Origin of the sequence: Listeria valentina (assembly GCF_011800755.1) — a bacterium.
GTDB lineage: Bacteria > Bacillota > Bacilli > Lactobacillales > Listeriaceae > Listeria > Listeria valentina.
On the sequence record NZ_JAATJW010000033.1, the window covers coordinates 1 to 26019 of the forward strand.

26 protein-coding genes are annotated in these 26019 nt (G+C 39.7%); 5 read left to right on the plus strand and 21 right to left on the minus strand.

The features are described from left to right. Window positions 1–109: 109 nt before the first annotated feature. From HCK02_RS08665 to HCK02_RS08675, 3 genes are all read right to left on the minus strand, one after another. Window positions 110–1336: a peptidase U32 family protein gene (locus tag HCK02_RS08665; RefSeq protein WP_167629728.1), complete on the minus strand. Its 1227-nt coding sequence runs from the start codon at window positions 1334–1336 to the stop codon at window positions 110–112. Between the two features lie 13 nt (window positions 1337–1349). Continuing rightward, entirely contained in the window at window positions 1350–2258 is a 909-nt protein-coding gene (locus HCK02_RS08670) for a peptidase U32 family protein (RefSeq protein WP_167629729.1), read from the minus strand. Between the two features lie 116 nt (window positions 2259–2374). Further along, window positions 2375–3442 carry an MraY family glycosyltransferase gene (locus tag HCK02_RS08675; RefSeq protein ID WP_208970465.1) on the minus strand — a complete coding sequence of 356 codons (1068 nt, stop codon included), beginning with the start codon at window positions 3440–3442 and terminating at the stop codon, window positions 2375–2377. Between the two features lie 222 nt (window positions 3443–3664). Here HCK02_RS08675 and HCK02_RS08680 point away from each other — a divergent pair, with 222 nt between their 5' ends. Continuing rightward, entirely contained in the window at window positions 3665–4603 is a 939-nt protein-coding gene (locus tag HCK02_RS08680; RefSeq protein WP_167629730.1) for an LCP family glycopolymer transferase, read from the plus strand. A 52-nt stretch (window positions 4604–4655) separates the two neighbouring features. Here the strand turns inward: HCK02_RS08680 and HCK02_RS08685 are convergent, their stop codons facing one another. From HCK02_RS08685 to HCK02_RS08735, 11 genes are all read right to left on the minus strand, one after another. Beyond that, on the minus strand, window positions 4656–5375 hold the full coding sequence (locus tag HCK02_RS08685; protein WP_167629731.1) for a GntR family transcriptional regulator: 720 nt from the start codon (window positions 5373–5375) through the stop codon (window positions 4656–4658). A 16-nt stretch (window positions 5376–5391) separates the two neighbouring features. After that, window positions 5392–6096 (minus strand): glucosamine-6-phosphate deaminase, encoded by a 705-nt coding sequence (locus HCK02_RS08690; RefSeq protein ID WP_167629732.1) that lies wholly within the window; start codon window positions 6094–6096, stop codon window positions 5392–5394. Between the two features lie 22 nt (window positions 6097–6118). Further along, entirely contained in the window at window positions 6119–7249 is a 1131-nt protein-coding gene (nagA, locus tag HCK02_RS08695; protein WP_167629733.1) for an N-acetylglucosamine-6-phosphate deacetylase, read from the minus strand. A gap of 522 nt (window positions 7250–7771) precedes the next feature. Further along, entirely contained in the window at window positions 7772–8632 is an 861-nt protein-coding gene (locus HCK02_RS08700; protein ID WP_167629734.1) for a PspA/IM30 family protein, read from the minus strand. An 18-nt stretch (window positions 8633–8650) separates the two neighbouring features. Further along, complete coding sequence (locus HCK02_RS08705; protein WP_167629735.1) at window positions 8651–8968, minus strand: lmo0954 family membrane protein; 318 nt, start codon at window positions 8966–8968, stop codon at window positions 8651–8653. A gap of 133 nt (window positions 8969–9101) precedes the next feature. Beyond that, a complete protein-coding gene (locus HCK02_RS08710) occupies window positions 9102–9347 on the minus strand; it encodes a hypothetical protein (RefSeq protein ID WP_167629736.1) in 246 nt (81 codons plus the stop codon). Window positions 9348–9453: 106 nt separating this feature from the next. Further along, window positions 9454–10902, minus strand: coding sequence for a catalase (locus HCK02_RS08715; RefSeq protein ID WP_208970466.1), 1449 nt, complete (start codon window positions 10900–10902; stop codon window positions 9454–9456). Between the two features lie 19 nt (window positions 10903–10921). Next, entirely contained in the window at window positions 10922–11773 is an 852-nt protein-coding gene (locus HCK02_RS08720) for a GRP family sugar transporter (protein ID WP_167629738.1), read from the minus strand. A gap of 16 nt (window positions 11774–11789) precedes the next feature. Continuing rightward, window positions 11790–12578, minus strand: a complete 789-nt coding sequence (locus HCK02_RS08725) for a glucose-1-dehydrogenase (protein WP_167629739.1) — start codon at window positions 12576–12578, stop codon at window positions 11790–11792. 105 nt (window positions 12579–12683) lie between these two features. Next, window positions 12684–13628, minus strand: coding sequence for an alpha/beta hydrolase (locus tag HCK02_RS08730; protein ID WP_167629740.1), 945 nt, complete (start codon window positions 13626–13628; stop codon window positions 12684–12686). Window positions 13629–13928: 300 nt separating this feature from the next. After that, window positions 13929–14390 carry a DUF4064 domain-containing protein gene (locus tag HCK02_RS08735; RefSeq protein ID WP_167629741.1) on the minus strand — a complete coding sequence of 154 codons (462 nt, stop codon included), beginning with the start codon at window positions 14388–14390 and terminating at the stop codon, window positions 13929–13931. A 140-nt stretch (window positions 14391–14530) separates the two neighbouring features. Here HCK02_RS08735 and HCK02_RS08740 point away from each other — a divergent pair, with 140 nt between their 5' ends. Together HCK02_RS08740 and HCK02_RS08745 are read left to right on the plus strand one after the other, a co-directional pair. After that, entirely contained in the window at window positions 14531–15373 is an 843-nt protein-coding gene (locus tag HCK02_RS08740) for an alpha/beta hydrolase (RefSeq protein WP_167629753.1), read from the plus strand. Window positions 15374–15386: 13 nt separating this feature from the next. Then, the gene (locus HCK02_RS08745; protein ID WP_167629742.1) at window positions 15387–16262 is read left to right on the plus strand and encodes an alpha/beta hydrolase; all 876 of its coding nucleotides are present in this window, start codon (window positions 15387–15389) and stop codon (window positions 16260–16262) included. A gap of 61 nt (window positions 16263–16323) precedes the next feature. Here HCK02_RS08745 and HCK02_RS08750 read toward each other — a convergent pair whose 3' ends face one another. Together HCK02_RS08750 and HCK02_RS08755 are read right to left on the minus strand one after the other, a co-directional pair. Further along, a complete protein-coding gene (locus tag HCK02_RS08750; protein WP_167629743.1) occupies window positions 16324–16779 on the minus strand; it encodes a GNAT family N-acetyltransferase in 456 nt (151 codons plus the stop codon). Further along, on the minus strand, window positions 16766–17824 hold the full coding sequence (locus HCK02_RS08755; protein WP_167629744.1) for an AI-2E family transporter: 1059 nt from the start codon (window positions 17822–17824) through the stop codon (window positions 16766–16768). Before HCK02_RS08755 ends, HCK02_RS08750 begins: the two co-directional genes overlap by 14 nt. Before the next feature lie 144 nt (window positions 17825–17968). Between HCK02_RS08755 and HCK02_RS08760 the strand changes: the two genes are divergently transcribed. Both HCK02_RS08760 and HCK02_RS08765 read left to right on the plus strand, forming a co-directional pair. Beyond that, a complete protein-coding gene (locus HCK02_RS08760) occupies window positions 17969–18643 on the plus strand; it encodes a FadR/GntR family transcriptional regulator (protein ID WP_167629745.1) in 675 nt (224 codons plus the stop codon). A gap of 6 nt (window positions 18644–18649) precedes the next feature. Next, the gene (locus HCK02_RS08765) at window positions 18650–19888 is read left to right on the plus strand and encodes a CynX/NimT family MFS transporter (RefSeq protein ID WP_167629746.1); all 1239 of its coding nucleotides are present in this window, start codon (window positions 18650–18652) and stop codon (window positions 19886–19888) included. Between the two features lie 90 nt (window positions 19889–19978). Here HCK02_RS08765 and HCK02_RS08770 read toward each other — a convergent pair whose 3' ends face one another. The 5 genes from HCK02_RS08770 to HCK02_RS08790 all read right to left on the minus strand — a co-directional run bounded on the left by HCK02_RS08770 (window position 19979) and on the right by HCK02_RS08790 (window position 25853). Then, the gene (locus HCK02_RS08770; protein ID WP_167629747.1) at window positions 19979–21004 is read right to left on the minus strand and encodes a WxLIP family cell surface protein; all 1026 of its coding nucleotides are present in this window, start codon (window positions 21002–21004) and stop codon (window positions 19979–19981) included. A gap of 80 nt (window positions 21005–21084) precedes the next feature. Continuing rightward, window positions 21085–21822, minus strand: a complete 738-nt coding sequence (locus HCK02_RS08775) for a WxL domain-containing protein (protein WP_167629748.1) — start codon at window positions 21820–21822, stop codon at window positions 21085–21087. 41 nt (window positions 21823–21863) lie between these two features. Next, window positions 21864–22601, minus strand: a complete 738-nt coding sequence (locus HCK02_RS08780) for a WxL domain-containing protein (RefSeq protein WP_167629749.1) — start codon at window positions 22599–22601, stop codon at window positions 21864–21866. 2 nt (window positions 22602–22603) lie between these two features. Continuing rightward, complete coding sequence (locus HCK02_RS08785) at window positions 22604–23782, minus strand: EF2685/EF0750 family sortase-dependent surface protein (RefSeq protein WP_167629750.1); 1179 nt, start codon at window positions 23780–23782, stop codon at window positions 22604–22606. Then, on the minus strand, window positions 23727–25853 hold the full coding sequence (locus HCK02_RS08790; protein WP_167629751.1) for an Ig-like domain-containing protein: 2127 nt from the start codon (window positions 25851–25853) through the stop codon (window positions 23727–23729). Before HCK02_RS08790 ends, HCK02_RS08785 begins: the two co-directional genes overlap by 56 nt. Between the last annotated feature and the right edge of the window lie 166 nt (window positions 25854–26019).

Here is a 26019-nt window from a genome sequence, read left to right on the forward strand (position 1 = left end):
CTTTTTCCATTTTTATAGAAAAAAACGCCCATCCCTCTTCTTTCTCATGGAGGGATGGGCGTTTTTCGACAGTCTGAAAGGAATCCCGTATTTGGGATTCCTTTTTTACTTATTTTTTCTTGCGCATAAAATAAAATGGTTCAACTGGTTCATCAACAACCATTTTGATTGTCATCATCGCATTTTTGGCACGATCAATAGATTCACCATCTTCATCCCAAATCTCCCGTACAACTTGCTTAAAACCTGTATCACTTGGACCATAAAACTCGATTTCATCCCCCACGCCAAAATTATTTCGCTGTTGGAGTGTTGCTAACTTCGTTTCTGGATCATAAGCAAGCACTTGAGCTGCAAAGGCATATTGAGGAATTTTTCGTGTTTTCCCGAATAGCTGCTCATCTTCTGTTGGTTCTTGGTAAAAGAAGCCCGTTGAAAGTTCTCGTTGTGCCACTTTCCAAAGTTCATCTTCCCAAGCAGGATCAAATTCAAAGTTTTCCGGATCCGCACAATACGCATCTACAACTTTGCGGTACAAACTAGCCACCGTTGATACATAATGAATCGACTTCATTCGACCTTCAATTTTCAAACTATCCACACCAGCATCCACCATATCAGGAATATAGCGAATCATTGATAAATCAACAGCGCTCATCGAGAATGGTTCTTCATCTGCGTCCACTAAGTTCTGCGCTATGCCACGGTCCATTTCAAATAAATCATATTTCCAGCGACAACTTTGCGCGCAACCACCCCTGTTCGCATCTCGGTTCGCCATATGGTTTGAGAGCGTGCAACGTCCCGAATAAGAAATACACATCGCGCCATGAATAAAAGCTTCCATTTCGATATCTGTTTTCTCACCGATTTCACGAATTTCTTCCATGCTCACTTCACGAGCCAGTACAACCCGCTCAAGCCCACGCTTTTTCCAAAATTCAAGCGTTTTATAGTTCGTAGCAGAGGCTTGTGTCGATAAATGCACAGGAAGTCCTGGTGCACTATCAAAACAAATTTGAATAAGTGCAGGATCCGAAACAATAACAGCATCAATTCCAATCTCACGTAACGTTAAAAAGAATTCCCCTGCTCCTTCTGTATCGCCTTCATGGGCCACCATGTTAGCAGCTACATAAACCTTAGCATCGTGTTCATGAGCAAATGAAACACCTTCAATCATTTCCTCATAGCTAAAATTACCTGCACGCGAACGAAGCCCAAAAGCCTGTCCGCCAATATAAACAGCATCCGCCCCATAGCGAATGGCAATTTTTAATTTCTCTAAATTCCCTGCTGGCGCAAGCACCTCAGGTTTTTTCGTGATTGTTTTCACTGATATGTCCCCCTTACTTGACCTCATCTGGATCTTTCAAATAAAATCCTGCATTCATGTTTCGCGTACTTGGCGCAAGTTCTGCTAAATGATTCACAAAGGTTTCCGCAACAAAATCACCTGCTTCAAGCGCTTCCTTTGCTTCGACAAATAACTTCGCGATCGCAACAAAATCCGCTCCGTGCATCAAAATCCCATCCAATTTCCAAGTTGTTAATCCTGCATCAAAAAGTTCTTTTAGATAAGGCATCATCGAAATATCTTCGGAACTAAAAATATGCGTACCATTTTCATCTTCGTAAATCGGCATCATACTCTCTGAATCATTTGGTTCGCGAAGATAGAGACCACGTTCCTTGCTTGCATCTTCATTCAGTTCCACAATGTGATAATAGTTCGTCACAAGTTTGCGCTTTGACTGATGGATACAAGTCGGCCCGTAAACAAGCACTTCCACAGGCGAATCTAGCTTTTGGCTAATTTCAAACAGTTCAGGTCTTGTTAATTCCCGAGCAAGAACCGCTCCAATCGCTCCTTGTTTCACCCAAAAATCAATTTGTTCAGCACTTGTCACAAAAGTTTGCGCATCGTACACATAAGGTAAGTCAAGTTCAAGTTCTTCTAGTGTTAAAATAACCCCAGGGTCTCCGCAGGCGATTTTATCCACCTTCATTTCAGCAAGCGCCTTTAAAAATTCAGGGAGCTCGTCGAAATGCTCATTGTGCATGAGTCCGTTGACCGGAACTAAAATTTCCTTTTGATAAGCATGTGCGAGTTTCGTTAGCTCTTCTAGTTCAGAAAGACTAAACGAAGTGGGCAGTCTAAGTCCAAAACGACTGTTTCCCGCATAAAGCGTATCAATCCCGGCGCGAAGCAAATTTTCGGCTTGCAGTGCTGATTCTGCTGTCGCAATAATTTCCATTTAATTTTCCTCATTTCTCCTTTAGGCTTACTGAAATAATGTATCACAACTTCACGCTTGCATCAATATCCCTTAATAAAAAAAGCCCAGTTTAGCATGCTAAACTGGGCTTTTATTTATTCAGTTTTCTCTTCATCTGACGAATCAGATTCGATCCGCAAGAGTTTCATGATCGGCCTATAATTTTGTCCGATTAAGCCAAGTGACTCAATCAGAACCTCAACGAGCAGTAATAAAATGGCCATAAGTAAAACGGAACCCCAAACCGTCGACATCGTGAAAATAAAGGAAAAAAGTGAGAAAAGTGCGGAAATCGCATAAATTAAAAGCACAGTTTGACGATGAGTAAATCCAAGCCCCATCAGTTGATGATGGATATGTGACTTATCTGCCATAGCAAGTGGCTGTTTAGTGACCATCCGACGAATGATCGCAATGATCGTATCAGAAATCGGAACGCCAAGAATTAAAATAGGGACAATGAGCGAAATAAAAGTAACATTCTTAAAGCCCATCACTGAAAGCACAGAAATCGAAAAGCCTAAAAATAGAGCTCCTGTGTCTCCCATAAAAATTTTAGCTGGATTAAAGTTAAACGGTAGGAACCCAAGTGTTGCGGCAATTAAAAGCGCTGAAAGCATGATTACAACCGGATCTGACATGATAAAAGCCATCCCTAAAATGGTAATCAGTGCAATTGTGGAAACACCAGCGGCTAAACCATCTAGTCCGTCAATTAAGTTTACAGCATTCGTAATCGCGACAATCCATAAGATCGTAAGCGGGATGCTAAACACGCCAAAATGTAATTCCCCACCAAATGGTAAATTGACAAATTCAATGGTAATGCCACCCCAAAAAACAATAATAAAAGCGGCCACAACCTGACCTAAAAGTTTATATCGCGCTTTGATTTCAAACAAGTCATCAATAAATCCCGTAAGCATCATCATCGTTCCAGAAATAAAAATCGGCCAAAGTATCATTTTATCGATTGGCAGTAAAAAAAGACCTGTACTGAAACTTATATAAATGGCTAGACCACCAAGACTTGGTATTGGTTTCACGTTTACCCGTCTTTTATCTGGCTTATCCGTCACGTCAAAATAAAGGGCTACCTGACGAATAAACGGTGTTAAAATCAAAGAAGCCAGAAGACAAATAATCAATATGGGTAAAATCAAGTGAGGCCCCTCCTTTTTCTCTATCGCTTTATTCAATAATTAATTATACTTTCTTTCAAATTGAAAAACAATGAAAATCCTGTTTCTTGTTTGTTCTTTTAAAATTTCTTTAAGATTAAACGTATCCTCCAAAAATTTGTGTCTATTTTTTTACGATTTTTATAAATTGCTGACGAAAGCGTAAAAGTAGTATAAAATGGTAATGTAAATATGCAGGAAAGGATGACAAATTTGCGAACAGAAAATAGAAAACGTAAAAAGAAAAGAAAAGGTCTTAAAATCTTTCTGCTCATTTTACTTGTAATTGTTTTGTTGATTGTTGGCTACTTAGGCTTTGCTTACTGGAAAACGACTTCGACATTTAATAAAATTCATACTCCAATTAGTGGAAAGGAAAATACATCTGTTGCACTTGATAAGAAGCAACCCTTCTCCGTTTTAATTCTCGGGGTAGACGAACGGGAGGGCGACAAGGGACGTTCCGATACATTGATTGCAGCTACTGTAAATGGAAAAACAAATAAAATTCAAATGCTGAGTATACCACGGGATACAAAAACTCTTATTCCCGGATACGATTCTAACCCACACAAAATTAACGCCGCTTATGCGTATGGTGGCGTGAAGATGGCAGATGCGACAGCTACTGAATTTTTAAATGGCATTCCGTTTAACTACTACATCAAAATTAACATGGAAGGATTCCGCGACCTTGTAGATGCCGTTGGTGGCATTGAAGTTACAAACGATAAAGAAGGGCTAAACCTTAAAGGAAAATCCTTTAAAAAAGGAAAAATCAGCCTAAATGGCGAAGATGCATTAGCGTATGTTCGAATTCGGAAATCCGATGCAGAAGGTGACTTTGGACGTCAAAAACGCCAACAACAAGTCATGTCAGCTATTGCTGAAAAAGCGCTTAGCACAGGAATCATTTGGCGCTTTGATGGCATTTTAAATGCAATTGGTGATAACATTCAAACCGACTTCACGATGACAGACATCACGAGAATTGCGAAAAACTACCGCGGAGCTCTTTCTAATGTTGAAAACCTTCAAGTCAAAGGATCTGGAAGTCAAGAATCAGGTGGACCTTGGTACTTCGTTGTTTCAGACTCTGAACGTGCTCGTCTTCATGACGAACTGGAGAAAAACTTAAACTAACAAAAACGCCAAAACCTTCACGGTTTTGGCGTTTTTTCTAATTAAATCATCATTATTTAACTTTAGCGACAAACTGAAAGCGACTTCCCACATACTGGGAACGCGTAAACTCAAATGGTCGACCATCATCAAGCGCTGTGATTTGTCGTAGCTTCATGACAGGAGAACCCAGTTTCACATCTAAGAACGGCGCTACTTTTTCAGAAACAAGCGCTGCTTCCATCACTTGCTCCGCATCACCGATTTTCCGTCCAAGTTTTATCTCAATCGCATTGTACAAGGAATCCATAATATCCTCTTTTGTTAGAAGAGACGCAATTTGTTCGGGAATTGCAGCTACTTCAAACAAGATGGGGACTTGATCCCCATAACGAATCCGTTCAATTTTCATGACATTGCTATTTTCGCTAAGATTCAGCGCATCTTGCTCTTGAATGCTTGCTGGACGAATTCCATATGAAACAATCCGCGTTGAAGGAACTTTTCCTTCTTGAAGCATTAAGTTCGTGAAACTTGTCACCGCCTCAAGTCGTTCAGTCAGCTTCTTTTCCGCAATGAATGTTCCCGCACCGACGCGTCGCTGCAAAATCCCATCATCCACTAACCCTTGAATCGCTTGGCGCACAGTCATCCGGCTTACATGAAACATTTCAGCAAGTTGTCTTTCGGCAGGAATGGACGACCCGATTTTCCATGTCCCCGCTTCAATTTTTTGCTTGATTTCCGCCTGAATTTGCATGTAAATTGGAATACCTGATTTTTTATCGATCATTTTTCAGCCCTCATTTTTACAGAAGTGAAGCCGCCTCATTATCCACAATAATTGTCACGTCTGGGTGATTTTGAAGTGCAGAAGCAGGGCAATCCTCCGAAACAGGTCCATTTACCGTGGCTTTGATTGCTTCTGCTTTGCTTTTCCCAAAAGCAAGCAAGATAATTTTCTTAGCATTCATAATGGATTTAATCCCCATTGAATACGCATGTGTCGGCACATCTTCTTCTTTTTCAAAATAAACTTTGTTGGCTTCACGTGTTGATTCCGTAAGAAGCACTTTATGTGTCAACGAATCAAACGGCGTTCCTGGTTCATTAAAACCAATATGTCCGTTTGTTCCAATTCCAAGAATTTGAATATCCACCGGATGCTCATTTAAAATTTCTTCATAACGGCTGCATTCTGCTTCCGCATCTTCTGCAAGACCGTCCGGTAAATAGCTTTCCTTAAATTTCTTTTTCGAGAAAAGCAAATCATTCATATAGTAATGATAACTGTTTGGATCGCTCGCTGCAAGACCTACATATTCATCTAGGTTAACAGTTGTAATCTCACTCGTATCTACATCGCTTTTAATAAATTCCGCATAAAGCGTTTCGGGTGTGCTTCCAGTTGCAAGTCCAAGGGTACTCACTTTCCCAGCTTTAATTGCAGATTCGATGATTTGAAGACCTTCTTTTGATCCACTTAATTTGTCTTCTACTTTGATAAGTTGCATGTCGTTTTTCCTCTCATTTCACTCAATATTTTTGACCGTACGAATACGTAGCGGTAATTTGTAAATCTTGATCTAAAATGTTGAAGTCAGCATCTTTCCCTGCTTCTAGGCTACCTTTTGAAGTAAGTCCGAACTCTGTTGCTTGGTTCACTGAACTCATCAAAACAGCCTCTTCAATTGTGCAACCCGTAAATTCGATCGTATTACGAAAAGCATCATCGTAAGTTAAAACACTTCCAGCAAGTGTTCCATCTTCTAAACGTGCTTGTTTGTCTTTCACAATAACCGTTTGACCGCCAAGTTCAGATTTTCCTTCTGGCATTCCTTTAGCACGCATTGAATCCGTAATAAGAGAAATACCATGCGCACCTTTCATTTTGTAAGCCAATTTGACCATATCCCGATTAACGTGGATACCATCAACAATTAGTTCCGCTTCAATGCCGTCTTCTAAAAGCACATGTCCTGGAACACCTGGTTCGCGGTGCGTCATTCTATGACAAGCATTGTAAAGATGCGTTGCATGAGTGGCTTTACTTGTTTTCAAATGTTCGCGCACATCATTTGAGTGACCAATACTTGGTACAACACCTAGTTCATAGCATAAATTTTCAAACGCTGGAGAAGTTTCGTGTTCAGGAGCGTAAGTAACAAGCTTAATACGTCCGCCTGAAATCTCAAACCATTTCTTAAAGAGTTCCAAATCTGGTGCCATAATATATTCTTCCGGTTGTGCACCTTTAAAAACAGTGGATACAAATGGACCTTCCAAGTGAATCCCACCAATTAGCGGTTCATCTTGTGCCACTTCATTAATCACACGCAATGCTTTTTCGATGTTTTCTTTCGACTGTGTCATCGTCGTTGGGAAATAAGTAGTAATCCCTTCTTGAAGCATTCCACGAACTTGTTTTTTCAAGCCTTCTGGATCCGCATCCATTGCGTCGTGACCGTATCCACCATGTGAATGCACATCAATAAAGCCTGGAACAATTTTTTGTCCCTTCGTATCAATAACTTCTTCTCCACTTTCCGGTTTGAAGTTCACCATTTGACCAACTTCTTGAATTTGTTTATCAAAACGAATGTAAGCATTTTCGAGTACCAGTTTACCAGTGTAAATGGTTGCATTTGTTACCACTTTTATTGCCATCGTTACATGCCTCCTAAATTTAATCGGTCTATACCAATTATTATACCGCTTTTTTTGGAAAAAGCAACTCATCATTTCAATTTTACCCGAAGTTTGCGAAATTAATCAGAATTTTTATCAAGTGTTGAGCTTCAGCAATTTGAACACAGATGAACTATTCCAACTAATATTTTTTCATCTAGAAGCTCTAAAAAACATATATTGGGTCATTAAAATTCGGATCTTCCTCTATCATATATCCGATTAAGCTTGAGTCAATCCTACTCCCAATTATTCCCTTTACCCTACAGTTGGATAAGCTAAATAGACGTATTGCTAAACAATTTAAGAGATACTCTTATTCGACATTAGCGTTTCACAAAAAATTTGCTTTATTTCATAGAAATCTCACCTATAATGATTATCAGTTGCTGGATCAACTACTCTCGGAATTTACACTTAAAAAAACTGGCAGAAGGTTAAATTGAATTTTAGACACAAAAAAGCAGAACGATTTTTTCGTTCTGCTTTCTGCTTCAGCTGTTACTTTTCTTCTTTGTTTGGTGAATCTTCATTGTTACTGTCTTTCTCTAAAGGCGTTTCATTTTCTTCATCTGACTTAGATTGAGATTCTTTTTTGCCCGCTTCTTTTTCTAGCTGATCTAGTTTTTCATCCATTGAAGCACGATCTTTTTTCTTGAAGTTTTGTTTTTCTCGTTCGATTAAATCGTCTACCATCGAAGTGAAATCTTGTGTCTTTTCTTTAATGACTTCTTTGCTTTTCGTCGTTTTCTTTTCTAGTTCATCCATTAAATCATCAAATGACTGAGACAATTCTTTCGCCATATCCGCTTTTTTATTTGCCTCTTCAGCCAAATCGCGTTGCTTTTGAGCTTCATGGTAATCAGATACGCTACCCCAACTCATGTCATGAATGACTTTATCCATTTTTTGCGATGTTTCCTCGGCATTTTTTTCAGCCATTTCTGCTAGGTGTTGCGTTTTTAAGTTTTTCCATTTCAAACGCATTTCGTGCATCCGTAATTCTAATTCTTCAAGCCGTGTCGCCGCTTGATCGTAGTGTTCTTTCGTTGTCGCAAGTTGCTCTTCATATTGAGTCACTTCTTTTTGTGCAAAATCAGCTAGTTTCGTTTCACCCGCTTCATTCGCTACTTCAACTTGATGGCGACGCTTTTCAACGTAAACTTCCATTTCTTTATACTCTTTATAAAAAAGCGATTTTAATTCACGTTGTTTCTCCACCATGCGTTCAGCTTCTTTAATTTCGGCTTTTGTTTTGTCCATGTAATAACTAACGGAATTTCGTTTTTTTTCATTTCGTTCGTCTAGTTTCTTGCTTACATCTTTGTTCCACTCTTTTAACTTATCAAATAGATTTGCCATAATTGTCTCCTCCAAAAATTATTTATTATATGGGTAATCGAATGTATCATTTTCTTTGTAACGCTTGGATTTTTTGTTCTTAAATAAGAAATAAACAATCGCTGCAACAACGATCACTGCAATTGCACCTTTTAGATTAGAGAAAATCATAAGGGCACCAAGTGCGATCAGAATACTATAAAGTACTTTTTCTCCAACTGAGTTCGACTCGCGCAGTTTGTTATAGGAATAAAATCCAAGTACTGCACCGATTGTTGCGATAATCGCTGGCCAAAGTATGGTTAAAAGTAGTACAGCAAGGATAATAACTAGTAGCGCAATGATGAAACCTTTCATATCGTTTTCCTCCTTCTCTAACTATACCTTATGATAACGCAAAATCATAACCTTGATAACAAACTATAGAAGGAAGTTCGGGTAAGTCTTGAGGCCTATAAAAAAAAGATTGAGCAGTTGCTGCCCAATCTTCTTATTTTCCTTCTATTGCTTGTTCTTCATTTTCATAGTTAATGGCTGTCATGGCTCCCTCTGAAAACATGTTATCCGCTGCTAGTTCTGCTTCTTCATCCATTTCAGTTGATAGATAGCGACGTTTGATGTCTTCTACTGAACGAAATGGATCTATTTTGGCTTTACATTTTTTAGCTCCGACTATACTAGAAACTACAAGTGCGATTGTTGAAAAAAATAATATTTGTTTGGTTTTTCGTTGCAAAGCTATCTCCTCCTCACCATTCTCTTAATTTTTCCCCTTCTTAAAATGGATTAAACCCAAAATAGGTACTCAAGGGAGTCCCCTTGAGTACCTATTTTGATGATTCTTATCCTTTAATTTGATCTAGAGGAAGTTCGAGAGCTTTTGCAACTCGAATGCCGTATTCTGGGTCAGCTAAATAAAATTGACGTGTTTCGCGAATTTGGATTTCTTTTTTGGTGACTTGTCCGAGATTTTCTTTGATGGTTTCGATCAAACGATCTTTTTCTTCTGGGGTCATTAATCGGTATAGATCACCTGCTGCGGAATAGTAGTCTTCATTATAAGCATAATTCCCAGCTTTTCCTTCTAGCTCATCGCCGTGTATTTTTGCTTCCGGGTCTTCTACTGGGCCGTTAAAGCTGTTTGGCTCATAGTTGACGCTTCCGTCTTGACCGGACGCCATGAATCCATCACGTTCGTAGTTCTTCACATTGTTCAGTGGACGATTCACAGCAAGCTGTTCAAAGTTCGCTCCGAGACGATATCGTTGCGCGTCTTTATAGCCGAATAGTCGACCTTGGAGCAATTTGTCGGGGGACGCTTCGATGCCTGGAACAAGGTTAGCTGGTGAGAAAGCGAGTTGTTCCATTTCTTCAAAATTATTCGTTGGATTTTCATTGAGCGTCATTTTGCCGATTTCAATTAATGGATAATCTTTTTGCGAAACTACTTTTGTGACATCGAAAATATCGTGTTTATACTTTAAGCCCTCTTCATAGGGGAGGATTTGGGCGTAAAGCGTCCACGATGGATAATTTCCATCTTCAATTGCATTAAACAAATCATTCTGCAAGAAATCTAAATCTTTAATAAGCATTTGATCAGCCAATTCGTTTGACATGTTTTTAACACCTTGATCTGTTCTAAAGTGATATTTCACCCAGAACTGTTCGCCTTCTTTGTTGACCCATTTAAAGGTGTGGCTGCCATAACCGTGCATCGTCCGGTAACTTGCCGGGATCCCACGATCACCCATTAGGTAGGTCACCTGATGGACAGATTCAGGGGAAAGCGACCAGAAATCCCACTGCATATCAGGTGTCCGTCTATGAGTTCGCGGATCGCGTTTTTGAGAATGAATGAAATCTGGAAACTTGAGTGGATCATTCACAAAGAAAACAGGCGTGTTATTGCCGACGATGTCATAGTTCCCATCTTGTGTGTAAAATTTGACAGCAAAGCCACGAACGTCTCTGTAAGTATCTGGATAGCCGGCTTCACCTGCAACTTGGGAAAAGCGAACCATTAATGGTGTTTTTTTGCCCACTCCATTAAATAAATCAGCTGTCGTATAGGCACTCATATCATGTGTCAATTCAAATACACCTTTTGCGCCTGCTCCTTTTGCGTGCACAATTCGTTCGGGGATTCGTTCACGGTTAAAATGAGCTAGTTTTTCAAGCAAAGCATAATCCTGAATTAAAACTGGCCCACGTTTTCCTGCCGTTAAAGAATGTTCATTGTCCGCCCATGGCTGTCCTGCATTTGTTGTTAGTTTGTCTTGCACTTCCATCATCTCATTTCTTATTTTTTTAAATCAGAACGGTAATCACGCTGCCAATTACAATCAGTAACAATCCAAAAATTGTTTCTTTCAGTGCCCGTCCTGACTTAGATTCCTTCAAAATTACTATACCCCCGATTGTCGAAATAACAACATTTAATTGTGTAATAATATAGGCTGTCGCCACCCCATTTTTTTGCGCTGAAAATATATAAGCAAGTGCTGAGAGACCGAAAATCAGTCCGACGATCACGGCCTTCCAACTCTTTTCTTCTCGAAAGACTCGTTTATTGTTGATACAAGCATAAAGCACAGCACCGATAAACACGCCTAACATTTGTGGCAAAAAGATGGCTAAGCCAGAAGCGGATACGGCTTTTGGTAGTGCACTATAAACCCAGTAACCCAAACTCGTTGCAGCTAGAACGAAGATCCCTCGTTTTGTTTCTGTACGATTTTGTGTGTTATCTGAAACAGAAGTAAATAGTACGCCGATAATGAGTAACAAAATCGCAAGAAAGCCGATGATTTTGCTCAAAGCTCCTGGCCATTCGCCGAATAGAATCACACCAATGAGTGAAGTTCCAACTAGTTGAAATCCTGTCGAAATCGGCATGGTTTTCGATACGCCAATCAAACCAAAGGCATGATATTGTCCCGTTTGCCCCATTACCCAAAATAAGCCAGATAATAAACTCAGTATAAAGACATTTGTCGCAACAAGATGAGGTGAAAAGATTGCAGTTACAACAATGCCTGCAATGAGGGCACCAATACCGGTTCCAAAAATTTCGTTTGATGGCTTTCCGCCAATCTTGCGCAAAATAAGCGGTTGAATTCCCCAGCCGATAGCAGGAAGTAAAGCGATTAGTACATTCATTTAGTTATTCCCTCTCTCAGCCTTTTCCACCTTGGAACGCTGGATAAAGCGTCATTCCACCGTCAACGAAAAGTGTAATGCCTGTGACATAGCTTGATTCATCGGATGCTAGCCAAGCAGCAGCAGCGGACACTTCACTCGGATCTCCAATTCGCTGCATTGGTACCATGCTAGTTGTTGCTTCTAGTTGTTTGGGATCAGCAAACTTCTTAGCATTAATAGGTGTATTAACGGCGCCAGGTCCAATACTATTGATACGAATATCTTGCGCTGCATATTCCATCGCCACCGTTTCTGTGAAGAGCTTGACACCACCTTTTGAAGCCGCATAATGGGCAAATGTTGGCCAAGGAATTTGTTCGTGAACGGAAGACATGTTGATAATGTTTCCTTTTTTGTTATTTGTCACAAAGTAATTTAATGCGGCTTTGGTTCCTATAAATACACCTGTTAAATTGACATCAATAACTCTCTGCCAGTCTTCAAGTGGAAGTTCGTGGGTATTATGCTTGTTTTCCATTCCAGCGTTGTTAACCCAAATATCGATATCCCCAAATTGTTCAACAGCTGTATCAATTAGTTTTTGCACATCTGCTTCACTGCTGACATCTGCTTGAACGGCGATGCCTTCTCCGCCTGTTTCTTTTAATAGCTCAACAAGTTCTTGAGCTGCTTCTGGATGGGAATGATAATTAATGACAATTTTCATGCCTTCTTCTGCAAATCGCTTTGCAATGGCAGAACCAATTCCCATAGAGCTACCTGTGATAACAGCTACTTTACCTTTTAATTCTTGAAATACCATTTGTATTCTCCTAATCTCTTCGTCGTTTTTCTTGGCTGTGCAAGGTTTTTCATGCGTTTAAGTGAATTAAATTGCACGAAGTCCCTTCTTTTGTTTCTAGCCAGATTATTTTTTGTTTACCCATGCTGTTGAAAGATCCATGGCAGCACGAGCAGCTTTTGTTTGATCTAGTGTGTTAAGCATTACGAAATCGTGAATCATTCCTTGAAATTGTACTTGCGTTACGGGAACGCCCGCTTCGCGTAAATGACGGGCATACTCTTCACCTTCGTCACGAAGAACATCTGCTTCACCGTTTAAAATCATCGCAGGTGGCAAGCCTTGTAAATCTTCTTTTGTTGCGTGAAGTGGCGAGATTGTTTTAATTTTTGTATCTTGTCCAGCTGGAAGATATTTTTCCCAAAACCATTTCATCGCTTCTTTTGTTAAATAGTAATCTGTCTCAAATTGATTGTAAGATTCTGTGTCAAATGCGTGGTTCGTTACTGGGTAATAAAGCAGTTGCTTAGCAATTTTGGGACCTTTACGATCTTTAGCAAGCATTGTTAGGATGGTCGCCATATTTCCGCCAACGCTATCCCCTGCAATAACAATTCGGTTTGTGTCCCATGCTTCTTTTTGTGCATTTTCAGCAATTTTAAGAAGAACGGCATAGCATTGTTCAATCGCTACTGGATATTTAGCTTCTGGGGAGCGGTCATATTCTGGAACAAACACAACAGAATTAGTTCGAACCGCAAGTTCTCTTACAAGCTTATCATGCGTGTCCGCACTTCCAAGTACCCAGCCAGCCCCGTGAACATAAAGCATAACGGGAAGTGTTTCTGTGCTATTTTGCGGTTTTACAATGCGTACGTTGATTTTCCCATGCTCACCTAAATCCACTTCACGGTTCTCTATGTCAGCAGGTAATTTATCAACAGGTTGTTTTTGCACCGTTTCAAGTACATTCCTTGCTTCATCTACAGGTAGTTGATACAAAAAAGGTGGTTTTTCATTCGCGATGCAAAAATTAAGTGCTTCTTTTTCCAAGGAAATTCGTTTTACCATTTCTCATCCATCCAATCCTAATAAAATTTCATGCAAAGAGTTAATTGCTTGTCAAAAAGATTCTTGTTGCCATTTATCGATGAATTTCTAGTGAATCCCTCTGACTTTAAAGATTTACCCAGCGCTTCTCTTTTTTAATCCCATTTCTTAAGTCAAAAAAACGGTTTTCATATCGGGAAAGTTGGTGTTTTATTGAACCACTAAGGCTTTACTACGCTAATATTCTAAAATCTTTTATAAAAAAACAGCTTTTCCTTTCCTAAAACTAGGAAAAGAAAAGCTGTTTTTGGTTTCACTTTTTTAGAAGTTTGAAAAAGCATCTCGTTTTGGTTTGCGGGCCCAACACATAATTGCTGCAATAAGGAACAGCAGCGCCGGAACAAAACCAACAAGGAAAGTAGCCAAGATCACGACAATTCCTGCCAAGAGGAATAAAAAGCCAGCAAGCACTGGTTTCTTGTTTCCTACAATAAAAATGATTCCTAAGATGCTAAATAAAATTACCGCAACGAGCGCCACAATGAAAAAGATACTAAAGCCGTGCAGTGCATCGACAATGGAAGAAGCAGAAGGTGCATCATTCAGACTTACACCCGCATCATGTATGGCTTGTTCATACCTACCTGCAAAAATTTCATATCCCGATTCTGTCTTCGTTTTTGCCAAGAAATTAAATGAAACAATGGTCATTGCGACTTGCATGAAAAGCGCCAAAACTAGGCCGATCATGCTTAAAACAACTTCACCCGTTCGTTTAATCAAAAAGAATCCCTCCGATCTTATCTTTTTTCAGTATACTATTATTGGTTTCCGCTGCCAAGTCTTCTAATTAATAGATGCAGAATGGCTCAAATCCATGTATAATTGTAGCAGTACAATTCTTGGGAGGAATGAAAATAATCATGTTCAAGCGAATACTCTTTGCAGGAATTCTACCCTGTTTATGCGTTGTGATTGCGCTATTTGCACTTACGCAATTAAATGATTCGCACGAAGAAATGGAGAACCAGCAGATTCCTTCTGTTTTTATACATGGCTATAAAGGAACAGATCGTTCACTTCATGGTATGATTCGTCGTTTCGATCAGAAATATCACTGGGGAACGGATTCACTCGTTATCCGTGTCAGCGCATCTGGCAAGATAACAGAAAGCGGTCACTACCGAAAATCAGCGAAAAACCCATTAATTAATGTCGTTTTTGAAAATAATCGTGCAAGCTTAACGCAGCAAGCTCTCTGGACAAAAAAAGTGATGCTATTTTTAAAACAACAGCACGGCATTATGAAATTTAATGCTATTGGGCATTCGATGGGCGGTGGCGCGTTTATTTCTTATCTTGCGGCTTATGAAAAAAATGAAAACTATCCGCAAGTGAATAAAATCGTCTTTCTTGGCGTTCCGTTCTATCCGGAAGAATACATTAACGGTGAAGAATCGGTCACTTTAAAAAATGCACCGATGATCCATACGAAATTTGCTAAAAAAATGGCGAAAATACTGCCAAAAGACATTCAAATCATGATTGTTGGCGGCGATATACTTGATGGAACAGTAAGTGATGGTGGAACGGCAAGTGATGGTGTCGTTAGTTTATCAAGTGTGCTCTACGGAAAACAACTTTTTACGGAACAGCCACTTAAAGTTCACATCGTAAAAGGAAGAGAAGCCACGCATACGAACTTGCATGAGCTTCCGCAAATCGATGCTTATATTGGGCATTTTCTTTTTTCAAATTCAAAGTAAAGGATTGTGAGAAATGAAAAAATGGATCATTATTTTATTGGTTTTTGCAGTCTTTATAATTAGTTTTGGTTTTATTTTTACAGCGACTACTGAACACCGTGCAGCTGAAGAAAAGAAAGCGGCCAATCAAGTGAAAGCAAAAGAAAAAAAGAAAGCTAAACAATCTATTGAGATTGGAACACCCACTTTATTTGTTCATGGCTATGCTGGAACCAAAAATTCCCTTGGCCATATGATGAGTCGACTAGAGGAAGCGGACGGAGCTCATAAAGCGCTCACCATTACTGTAAAAAAAGATGGGACGCTTTCCGTTCACGGAAAATATGATAAATATACTAGACGCCCGCTAATTCAAGTTTTGTTTGAAGATAATAAAAGCTCGATGGTAAATCAAACAGAATGGCTTAAAACAGTTTGTGCTACTTTAAAGCGCGACTATCACATCTCCAGAATAAATGTCGTGGCCCATTCTATGGGTGGTGTCAGTTTCACCAACTATTTAGAAGAAACAAGCACTCAAAATGCTTATCCGATTACTGAAAAAGTGGTTTTAATCGGCTCTCCAATCAATGGGCTTGCAATCGGTGATAGCCGTTATAATCTTTCGGAAAACGGCCCAAAAACGGAAACTGAACGCTACGCAAACCTCTATAAAAACCGAGAAAAAATTGCTAAAACCGTTCAAGTTTACACGATTGCAGGCGATGTGCTAGATGGAACGGAAAGCGATGGCAGTGTTCCACTTGCAAGTGCACTATCTGCTAAATTCATTTTCCAAAACGTAGCGAGCTACAACGAAAAAGTGTTCAGCGGAAAAGCTGCTTCACACAGTAATTTGCACGAGAACGAGGAGATCGATCAAACCGTCTCTGAATTCCTTTGGGATTAACGAAAAAGACTGATCAATTTGTTAGCTTTTTTTAAACCTAACGAATCGATCAGTCTTTTCTTTATAAGTCTTGCATCAAGCGAACCATATCCCTACATTCCACTCCATTTTCAAAAATAGGTTCTGGATAGTGCCTTCGAAAGAAATCAAGATCCAGATGGGTCATTCGAAAGCCGCATTTGAGATACAAAGCAAGTGGGCCAAGAGAGGAATTGGCCGTTCCAACTTCTAGCGTTCGCATTCCTGCATCTTTAGCGCGCGTTAAAGCATCTCGAATCAGCATTCGCCCGTAACCTTGACCGCGGAACGCTTCGCGAACAGCCAGGTTAACCAGTTCCATTGTTCCGGGGCGCGTTTTTAAAAGTACGTAAACGCCGATTAAATGAGCAGGCGCTTCTTGGTCAAAGAGTGCGAAAACTTGGCCGCGTTCAAGGTAATCCTCCACATATTCTTGGTTAGGGTCAGCATCTAGTAATAAATCAAGCGGAAAGTCCTTTTTTAATTCAAGAATCTCCATTTTTCTTTTTCTTCCTTCCTCCAAAAAAGTTTTTGCGCGGGATCTCGCTCGTGCTACGCACATCAAGGACGTCGAGCAAGAAAACAAAAATAGGAATTCCAACAATTAGTCCCCAAACCCCGAAAAATTGCTCGGAGAAAATTAAAATGATAAAGGTATAAAACACAGGTAAGTCTGTTTTGGAGGACATCAATTTAGGATTTAAAATATATGTTTCGATTGCATGAACGACTACAACGGTCAGCAAAATGTAGAAAACATCTGTAAAGCCGCCAATGGAATACGCAATAATCGAAAGCGGGATACACGAAATGATCACGCCTGCAACGGGAATCATGCCTAAAATGAACACCATAATCGATAAGCTGAGTAACTGTGGAAAGTTCATCAAATAAAGAACGGCTGTCGTGATCAGCGTATTGACAAGTGCAATTAGGAGTTGCGCTTCAAGGACAACACCAAAAGTAGAAACAAATTTGCGCCCAAAATAAGCGACATCTTGGAATATAAAGCCTACTTTACTGGTTAGGAAACGAGCTGAAAATTGCGTAACGCGTTCCTTTTCTAAGGAGAAAAATAGACTTAAAATCAAGGCCATGAAAAAGGATAAGCCCAAAGAGCCAATTCCCGAAAGCGAGGCAATCAAAAATTCTACGCCTGATTGCAAATATTTTTCGATATTCGATTGTTTCAGCCACTCTACGATCCAGATGACTATTTGATTGTCACCTGGATGATTGTACATTTTAACGAGCAAAGTGACAAGTTGTGAAATTTGGTGAATTAAGATTGGCAAATAATGCACAATGGCAATATATAAAAAGGCCGCTACGGCCACATAAAGCACAATGACAATCAATTTTCTTGGCATTCGAATTCGTTTTAAAATGACGTTTTCAAGACGTGTCACGAGAAATGCGAAGATAAATGTTAAAAGTATTAAATCAATCATGCTGCGAACAAAGTATAAAACTAATCCGAGTAAAACAAACACAAGTACTCTTCGCAGCGTATCTTTCTTCAAGAGCCCACTCAGCCATTCCATTTTTTCTAACCCTCTTTCTATGTGTCTCTCCATTCTATCATATGAAAAGCTCAGTCCGCACTTTTTAACTAAATCCTATTTACTTCTTTTCTCATTTACGTTAAAATTGAACCTATCATCCTACCTTTAGAGAGGAGTTTTTTTATGTCTGCCCAGCTTGACCGGAAGCCACTTGCTGAACAAGTTTACGATCTACTGCTCAAAAAAATCACTTCTGGCGCTTGGCCACTGCGTAGCAAGATTCCCAGTGAAAAAAGTTTAATGGAAGAATTTGGCATTAGCCGAAATACACTTCGCGAAGCGATTCGCGCACTCGTCCACGTGGGTATTCTTGAAGTCAGGCAAGGAGTCGGAACGATCGTATTAGCAAACGATGAATGGAGCGCTAGTTTGCAGCGTCGAATCGCGAAATCCTCACTTGAAGAAATTTTTGAAGTACGACATGCGCTTGAAACAGAAATCGCTATTTTGGCCTGTAAAAGAAGAACGAGCGAGGATTTAGAAAGTTGTTTAAATCTGTCTAAACAGTGTATTGTGGCCGTCGAAAGTCAAGATATGGCAAAGTTTGTCAAAAGTGACATCGCTTTACATGAATCGATCGCAAAAGCTTCACATAATCGCTTACTTGTTGATTTATATCGGCGTTTGCTTGAAGAAATTGAGCTTTCCATTTACAACACCACCGTTTTTGAAACGCACTACACCTATGGACATACTGACTTACTTCAAGCCATCGAAGAGCGTGACACAGAACGTGCAAAACAAGAAGTGGCTCTCTATATTGCAGCTTATAAACAGAAATTAAAGTTAGAGGAGTAATAATAAGTGAATGAACAACCTGATTTATTAAATACTGAACTTGAAAAAGCAAGAAAACTAAAAATCTCTCTTGTATTAGGGATTATTTTTGTAGCAATCAATTTAAGAATGCCTATTACATCAATTAGCCCGTTGCTTGAACTTATTCGCAAGGATTTGCCAATTTCAAACACGCTTGCGGGTTTTTTAACCACCTTACCGTTGATTGCATTTGCGGTGATTTCCCCCTTTGTTTCCAAACTTAGTCGTAAGCTCGGTGTAGAACAACTCGTGTTTTATACTTTATTATTTCTAGTTTTTGGAAGCTTTATTCGTCCTTTTGGTGACAATCTCGCTTTTCTACTAACAGGGACGCTTTTGATTGGAATTGGGATTGCTGTTGGCAACGTTATTTTGCCGAGCATTATCAAAAAGGAATTTCCCTTCCAGCTTGGCCTTCTCACAGGCATTTACTCCATTTCCATGAATTTATTTGCAGCGATCGCCTCCGGGCTTAGCTTCCCGCTCGCAAATAATTTTAGACTAGGCTGGCGCGGAACGCTTTACGTCTTTTCTGCTTTCACCGTGCTCGCGCTTCTAATTTGGCTTTTCCAACTGAGCAAGAAACCAAAGAAAGTGGCTTCAACCAATTCGAAAAAGCCAGCTCACGCGCATCAAAGCGTTTGGAAATCGAAGCTTGCTTGGCAAATTGCTGTCGTGATGGGGGTTCAATCGGCCGTGTTTTATATCAATGTTGCTTGGCTTCCAGTCATCGTTCAAGATCGTGGTTTTACAGCAGCAGATGGGGGCTTCATGCTTTCGCTGATGCAATTTGGGATCATCCCGATCACCTTTATTGTTCCGATCATTGCTGGAAAAACAAAAGATCAGCGAGTTCTGATGAGCCTTGCCAGTTTTTTCATCTGCGGCGGGATTGTCGGCTTGATGCTCCCGATTGCTAACCTTGTTTACCTTTCGATCATTTCGATTATGCTTGGAGTCGGGGGCGGAATGGCCTTTAGCCTTTCCATGATGTTTTTCAGTTTGCGAACAAGCACACCGGAAGAAGCCGCAGAAACATCTGGGATGGCGCAATCGGTTGGCTACTTATTGGCCGCTTTTGGTCCCCTTCTTTTTGGATTCTTGCATGATGCGCTAGGCAACTTTGAAATTTCGCTTTTCATTTTGCTGGCGGCAGGCATTGGCTTGTTCCTAGCTGGTCTTGGCGCAGCCAAAGATCAAAAGCTATTTGGTTCTTCCCACTAACTCTAAACAAAATGACTTGAAGTCTCACTTAAAAGGAGGACTTCAAGTCATTTTTTTGATTTGCTAACCTTAAGTTTCTTGCTTTTAATATCATGATTTTGTTTGACGACTGCGACGGCCTAACAAGTAGACAACTACTAATAAAGTCAAGACAAGAATCGCGCCACCGATGATGTAATACATCGTGTAATCCTTCTCTAATTCTACCGCACGGTCATTGAACTTTTTCGCCTCTTTTCGTTCAATTTCAAAGTCTTTTGTCCACTTCCAAGTTTTATCTGAGGCTTTTAGTTGCATATGCAAGGTATATTTCCCTGGTTTAAACGGCTTATTGTCCCAACCGATTCCATAATTAAAATTCGAATTAGGAGCCATCCGTAAATGTTCTTTATTCGTTTCAAACAATGTCTTGTTATCGCCTTTTTTAGTCACATAAGCTTTAATTTCCATTTCAGGAACAATAAGCGCTGCCTTGTTCTGCACATTGGCTTTCAAGACATTTCGGAAATTCACTTGTGAAGGCTTTATTTCTCTTAAATCAAAACTTTCCTTTTGCTTTTCATCTGATTCCTGAAGAACAACTCCGACTACAAAAGCATATTTATTTTCAATTTGGACACCCGATGATTCTTTTTGTTTCGCATTTTTATGTTCTTTTTCTTTAAAATGAAGCCCTCCTAAAATAGCTCCTTTAAAACCATCTTTAGGCATTGTAAGGACCACTTGAACGCGCTTACTGCTTTGCTTTGGAATCGTTGTTTCTTTATCCGTTTCAGCAAGACTCGAAAATGGATATTTCAAAGTTTTATCAAATTTATGGCCTGTATAGCTATAATCTACAATCCCATTATCATTTGTAATTGCTGTATTAGCGCTTGTTTCAACAGTGACTTCTCGATCAGATGCGTTCGCAAGTTCCACTTCAATAATTTGCTTCTCGCCAGGACGCATTCGTAAATCAAAATACGTTTTCGTCTTATCCACTTGATTATCCGGCAACACCGCCGAAACTGAAAATGGCATACTTGTTGCCGCTTTTGCAGTCGATTGAAAAACACCGAAGGCAAGAAAAACGACCGCGAAAAATCCTACAATACCTATTATTTTCCTTTTCATTTAAGAACTCCTTTATCCAAAAAAAGAGGGAAAATAAGCTCCCTCTTTCTGTGTAATCATTTAATCTAGAGAATAAAAACTCATAGACCTGGTGTTGTTGGTCCTGCTGTAAGCGTCCAAGTTAGCGTTGACGTATAAGTTCCTTCTACTTTTTTAGTTTCTGCAGGAACATGTAATTTTACATTTTTATTTGTATCCGTTGCGCTTGTTCCTGATTCGTTTCCAAATGCAGCTGTCCATGTACCCATCCCTTGTTCTGCTTTCGCACCAACAACCGTTTGGTTAGAGTTCCCGACAACGATATTATCCATCACAGTTTCTGGTTTGAATTTCGAATCCATTGTCGAAGCAAGAGTTGTACCAGAAAGTGTCAATTCTGCGCCTTCTAAAACAGCATCACCATTTTTGAACTCGCTACCTGAAACTTCAAGTGTCCATCCGGCATTTTTACCTGAGTTATCCGTTACTTGCACAAAGTTAGGAACAAAACGGTCAGCACCAGTTGAATTCGTTCCTTTAGTGAACTTAGCGAAATAATCTTTAGCTTCCCCAGAAATTGTTTGTTCACCAAAATCAAGTGAAGAAGCAAAATCGATTCTAAGAGAACCTGTTGTTGGATCTGGAGTTTCTTCAGGAGTAAATTCATCGCCTGGGTTCGTTGGATCTGTTGGTTTTGTTGTTCCTGTTTCGTCAGATTTGAAATTTACTTTCGCGTTGCTATTTGTTGAAGCGGCGTTTACAGAATAAGCGGTTCCCCCAAGTAATAGTGAAAATCCTAGTGCACTCGCTGTAAGCATTTTTGTTTTTGTCATTGTCATTTGTTTTAGCTCCTCTTTTTTATCATTTTATTTATAGCTGATCATGCTGGGCTATCTGTTAATGTCCAAGTCAAAGTTGTTTCGTATTTGCCTTCGATTTTAGCTGTATCACCAGGAACCGTTAGAGAAATACTTTTCTTAGCTGCATCAAGATCAGAACCGAATTGGTTGAACCATGTACCCATCCCTTGGTTAGCACTTGCAATCATGACATCGCTTGCTGTACCTGCTGGCGTTAATGTCATCGCTTCCGCAGTTGGTGTGTTTGTAGCACTTTGATTGTTTGATTTAAGTGTTGGGTTTTCAAATTTCAAAACAGCTCCATCTAATTCAGAAGTTCCGTTTTTAAATTGTGCTTCTTGTTTAACAGTCAGTTTCCAACCAGCGTTTGATCCGCGGTTATCTGTAATTTGTACCATATTCGGACGATCAATAATCGTTCCACTTTCTTTGTCTTTTACTTGCTCAGGTAATGCATAGTAGACTTCTGTGCTCCCTGAAATCTTTTGTGTGCTGAAGTGGATATTTGAAATATAGTCGATACTTAGTGGCCCGTTTGTTGGAGTTACCGAATCTGGATCCATTGGGTCAACTGGTTTGTTAGTATCTGGATCTTGTGGCTCTACTGTTTCTGTGTTCTTTTCAAAAGAGATGTCTCCTTTAGAAGTTGTGATTCCTCCATCTCTCACAGCTTCCTCAGCATGTGCTGGAATAGCTACAAGTGAAAGTCCAGCTACTGCTGCCAAACTAGTTGCGGTTAATTTTATTGTCTTTTTCATGTTTAAAATACTCCTTTGTTTTTAAATTGGGAATCATGTAATTCCCAAGTTAATGTGGTTTTATACTTGCCTTGTTCCTTTGTTGCTTCTCCTGGCACGGTAACAGAAATAGCTGTTTCGGCTTCTTGATTATCTTTTCCAAACAAGCCGAGCCAAGTGCCAGCACCAGTTCCTTTCTTGGCTTGAATCAAAATACTGCTCTCTTTTCCTTCTGGATCAAGTGCAATTTCTTGAAACGCGGTTGGTGCATGTCTAGATTCCCCAGACACCATTTGAAGCTTGCTTAATTTTATTTCCGTTCCTTTCAGCTCATGTGTTCCATTTTGAAACTGACCATTTTGACGTAATACAAGTGTCCAGCCACTCAAAGTTCCTCGGTCGTCCGTTACTTGAACGAAATTCGGGACTTTTTCAAATTCCTTTTCGCCTGAATATTTAATTTGAATTAACGGTGCAAAATAAGTTTCTTCATCCCAGCTCCCTCTTTGTGCATTAAATTGAATATTGGGTACAAAGTCAAGACTTAGCGGACCTTTGATTTCTGTTGCTTTATTTTCATCTGCGAAATCTATTTCCTCGTTTGGATCATAAGGATGTTTAGGCAGTGTGATTACTTCATCTGGTGGTAAATAAAAGAGATCTGCTTTAGACTTTGTAACAGTTGCTGCTGCATTCTTCTCAAAGCCAAGAAAGCTAATCAATAAAAGAAGGCATCCCGAGAGGAATAAAAAAGGTTTTCTCATTCGTTTGTTTAACCAAATCGTCCCCCAAATCCCCGTAATCAGAAACCCGACTAAAACCCATATGAGCATTGACTGATCTCCAGTTTGAGGCAACTCTTTTGGCAACATTTGCTGACTTGATTGCCTTTTTCCTCCCGTTTCATTCCCACTTGCTTTATTCGCTTTATTTGTTTCCGAAGAATGCCCCTTTGGTTTATCATTCGTTATTTTAGGAGGTTTTGGGGGCATTTTTTCGCTAAAACTTAATCCGACATCCGTTGTGTAATTTACAGTTTCATTCGCATATGCCGAAGGTGGATTAAGAAAAAGCAAGCAACAAGAAAGGAACATCAAAATTGGTAAACTGTATTTTTTAAACACTACTTTTCCCTCCGTCCCTTTCTCATGGTGCATCTTCAAGTGTCCAAGTGATGCTTGCTTGGTAATCCATATCTGCATAAATTTCTCCAGGAATCGCTTCTAAGACAAGCCCACAACCATCTTCTTGCTTTAAATCAATCGTCGTTGTCCCTTGTTCTGCTTGCTTTTGGATAAAGATCGAAGCAGAAACTTGGCTAAGAGGTTGCTCGCTAATTTCCCCATTAGCACCTTTTGTTTTGTAAATTAAGTTGCCCGAAAATTCTTTTCCATTCGTGCCAGTAAGCGGGGAATCAAGTGTTGCTTTTAGCTGCCAATTTTTCACTGTACGTCGATCATCAGTAATTTTAAGTTGTGTGTGTTCTGTGGATTGTAATAATTGACGGTAAGTTTTTATCGTGCCACTGTAAGTAAGATTAGGCGGTACTTCTTCAAAAGACAAAGTATCTGATTTCATTGTTATCTTTACCTTTTTGGTGTATCCTCCCCACGAAATGCTAACTTCATACATTCCAGGAGTTGGAGAAACAGTCCCATTTACAAGGACATTATCTAGCGAAATCTTGTCACCAGTAGCATTCCAAACCTCTGTAGCAGAATCTTCTTTGATTTTTGTGGCTAATTGTGCCGTTGTTAGCGGTAAATCTGTACTGTACATCACAAAATCTTTCGCTCTGATGTATACATTGCCATTACCTGTCATGTATTCGTCTAAGATGAAAACAGGCACATTGATCAGCGTTTGGTTACCAGCCTTATCTTGAACTTTTACGACAGCTTGTTGAAAACCATATTTTGTCATATCTGGTGTTTGTTCATAGCTAAAGGTTAGATTATCGTCACCTGTTCCCGCATTATCTTGAATATTATCAAGTAATGAACGAGGATTATCCGGTAAAGAGTCTCCCTTATGAAGTTCTTGCTTCACAGCTTTAGCACTCGGTGGTGTTGTATCCACTACTTCAGCAAACTTAGAGTTTTCACTCACATTCCCAGCACTGTCTATACTCGTTGCATAATATTTTGTATAAGGAATAAGCGGCAACTGTCCCCATGGAACTGGAATAGAAAAATTCCCATCTGCATTAGCACGCCCCGACGCGATTTTTTGCTTCAGAGCATCGAAAATATCTACCGTCGAATTTGCTTCTGCTGTTCCAACAAAATTTTCATCATGATCTGTCAGTTTTTGAAACACTGGAGGATCAGGTGGTGTCGTATCTATAACAACTTCATCGAAGAGAACGGATCTCCCATAAAGCGTACTATAAATCGAAATCTTTTCTCCTGCTTTAAAATAGTTTCCAGCAGGTAATTTAAAGCGAAAATTCCCATCTTCGTCTGCTTTAACAGAATACAAAATGGAGTTTCTTGGATTATCACTTGGCAGGTCAGGTTTAGGAAGTGAGGTGCTTCCAGTAAACCATAGCATAGCTCCTGGATCAGCTTTCCCAATAATCGTTGAACTATGTTCATCGTTTGGATTATCTACTAATTGCTCAATTGTGAAATTCGGCTTGGACTCATCCATTAATCGTTGTGCTTTATCCAGTTCAGTTTGATATTTTTGCTTCAAAACAGGATCAAGTATTAAATGAATCTGTTCTTGAACATTATCAATATCTTTTTGAATAACCGAATAATTAAGTTTCGTATGTGTTTCATCTCGGAATAATTCCTCAATTCCTACACGTGCTTCCTCTACGCCCTGATCCAAATCAATAACAGACAGATCAGAAAAGGTTACATAAGTATATGTGCTATAAGGTTTGGCAGTTGCACGAATCGTTACCCTTTCTCCAGTGCCAGTAAAAGTCGTATGTTGAAACGCATTTTGATCTGAAACAGGTAAATTAGCACCTGGTGGAAGAAGTGAAACTCCTGCATTTAGATCCGTTGAATCTAAGACATCCATAGCAGATCTCCCTACAGGGTTGGAAGAGCCCGCGCCACTATAGCTACCTTTATAAGAAATTTGATACCTATGCCCAGCAATCGTATTAATACTTTGAGAAACGCCCACATCTCTCCCGGATGACGGAGTTCCATTCACGTAAATTTGAACTTTACTCGTCAAGCCAACCTTTGAAAATTTAATGCTCGCAAATCTGATGCTTCCATCATCTGTATGCATATCACCATTTTCGTCCACTCTTCTAGGTTCCCACAAAGAATTTGGACTCAAATAAATGGTAGACCAACCGCCATCATCAAGTTGGTTGTACAATGCAAGTAGATCTGAATCTGCATGTATCCTAATAAAGTAGACACCTTTTTTGATATACTAGTAAATAAATAGACACAAATGTCGAAAGGAC

Bases quoted from the DNA above. Each gene is read 5' to 3' on its own strand.
- HCK02_RS08670 (WP_167629729.1), bottom strand. From the start codon at position 2,258: ATGGAAATTATTGCGACAGCAGAATCAGCACTGCAAGCCGAAAATTTG.
- HCK02_RS08680 (WP_167629730.1), top strand. From the start codon at position 3,665: ATGACAAATTTGCGAACAGAAAATAGAAAACGTAAAAAGAAAAGAAAA.
- HCK02_RS08685 (WP_167629731.1), bottom strand. From the start codon at position 5,375: ATGATCGATAAAAAATCAGGTATTCCAATTTACATGCAAATTCAGGCG.
- HCK02_RS08690 (WP_167629732.1), bottom strand. From the start codon at position 6,096: ATGCAACTTATCAAAGTAGAAGACAAATTAAGTGGATCAAAAGAAGGT.
- nagA (WP_167629733.1), bottom strand. From the start codon at position 7,249: ATGGCAATAAAAGTGGTAACAAATGCAACCATTTACACTGGTAAACTG.
- HCK02_RS08700 (WP_167629734.1), bottom strand. From the start codon at position 8,632: ATGGCAAATCTATTTGATAAGTTAAAAGAGTGGAACAAAGATGTAAGC.
- HCK02_RS08705 (WP_167629735.1), bottom strand. From the start codon at position 8,968: ATGAAAGGTTTCATCATTGCGCTACTAGTTATTATCCTTGCTGTACTA.
- HCK02_RS08715 (WP_208970466.1), bottom strand. From the start codon at position 10,902: ATGGAAGTGCAAGACAAACTAACAACAAATGCAGGACAGCCATGGGCG.
- HCK02_RS08720 (WP_167629738.1), bottom strand. From the start codon at position 11,773: ATGAATGTACTAATCGCTTTACTTCCTGCTATCGGCTGGGGAATTCAA.
- HCK02_RS08725 (WP_167629739.1), bottom strand. From the start codon at position 12,578: ATGGTATTTCAAGAATTAAAAGGTAAAGTAGCTGTTATCACAGGTAGC.
- HCK02_RS08730 (WP_167629740.1), bottom strand. From the start codon at position 13,628: ATGGTAAAACGAATTTCCTTGGAAAAAGAAGCACTTAATTTTTGCATC.
- HCK02_RS08740 (WP_167629753.1), top strand. From the start codon at position 14,531: ATGTTCAAGCGAATACTCTTTGCAGGAATTCTACCCTGTTTATGCGTT.
- HCK02_RS08745 (WP_167629742.1), top strand. From the start codon at position 15,387: ATGAAAAAATGGATCATTATTTTATTGGTTTTTGCAGTCTTTATAATT.
- HCK02_RS08750 (WP_167629743.1), bottom strand. From the start codon at position 16,779: ATGGAGATTCTTGAATTAAAAAAGGACTTTCCGCTTGATTTATTACTA.
- HCK02_RS08755 (WP_167629744.1), bottom strand. From the start codon at position 17,824: ATGGAATGGCTGAGTGGGCTCTTGAAGAAAGATACGCTGCGAAGAGTA.
- HCK02_RS08760 (WP_167629745.1), top strand. From the start codon at position 17,969: ATGTCTGCCCAGCTTGACCGGAAGCCACTTGCTGAACAAGTTTACGAT.
- HCK02_RS08770 (WP_167629747.1), bottom strand. From the start codon at position 21,004: ATGAAAAGGAAAATAATAGGTATTGTAGGATTTTTCGCGGTCGTTTTT.
- HCK02_RS08775 (WP_167629748.1), bottom strand. From the start codon at position 21,822: ATGACAATGACAAAAACAAAAATGCTTACAGCGAGTGCACTAGGATTT.
- HCK02_RS08780 (WP_167629749.1), bottom strand. From the start codon at position 22,601: ATGAAAAAGACAATAAAATTAACCGCAACTAGTTTGGCAGCAGTAGCT.
- HCK02_RS08785 (WP_167629750.1), bottom strand. From the start codon at position 23,782: ATGCAGATATGGATTACCAAGCAAGCATCACTTGGACACTTGAAGATG.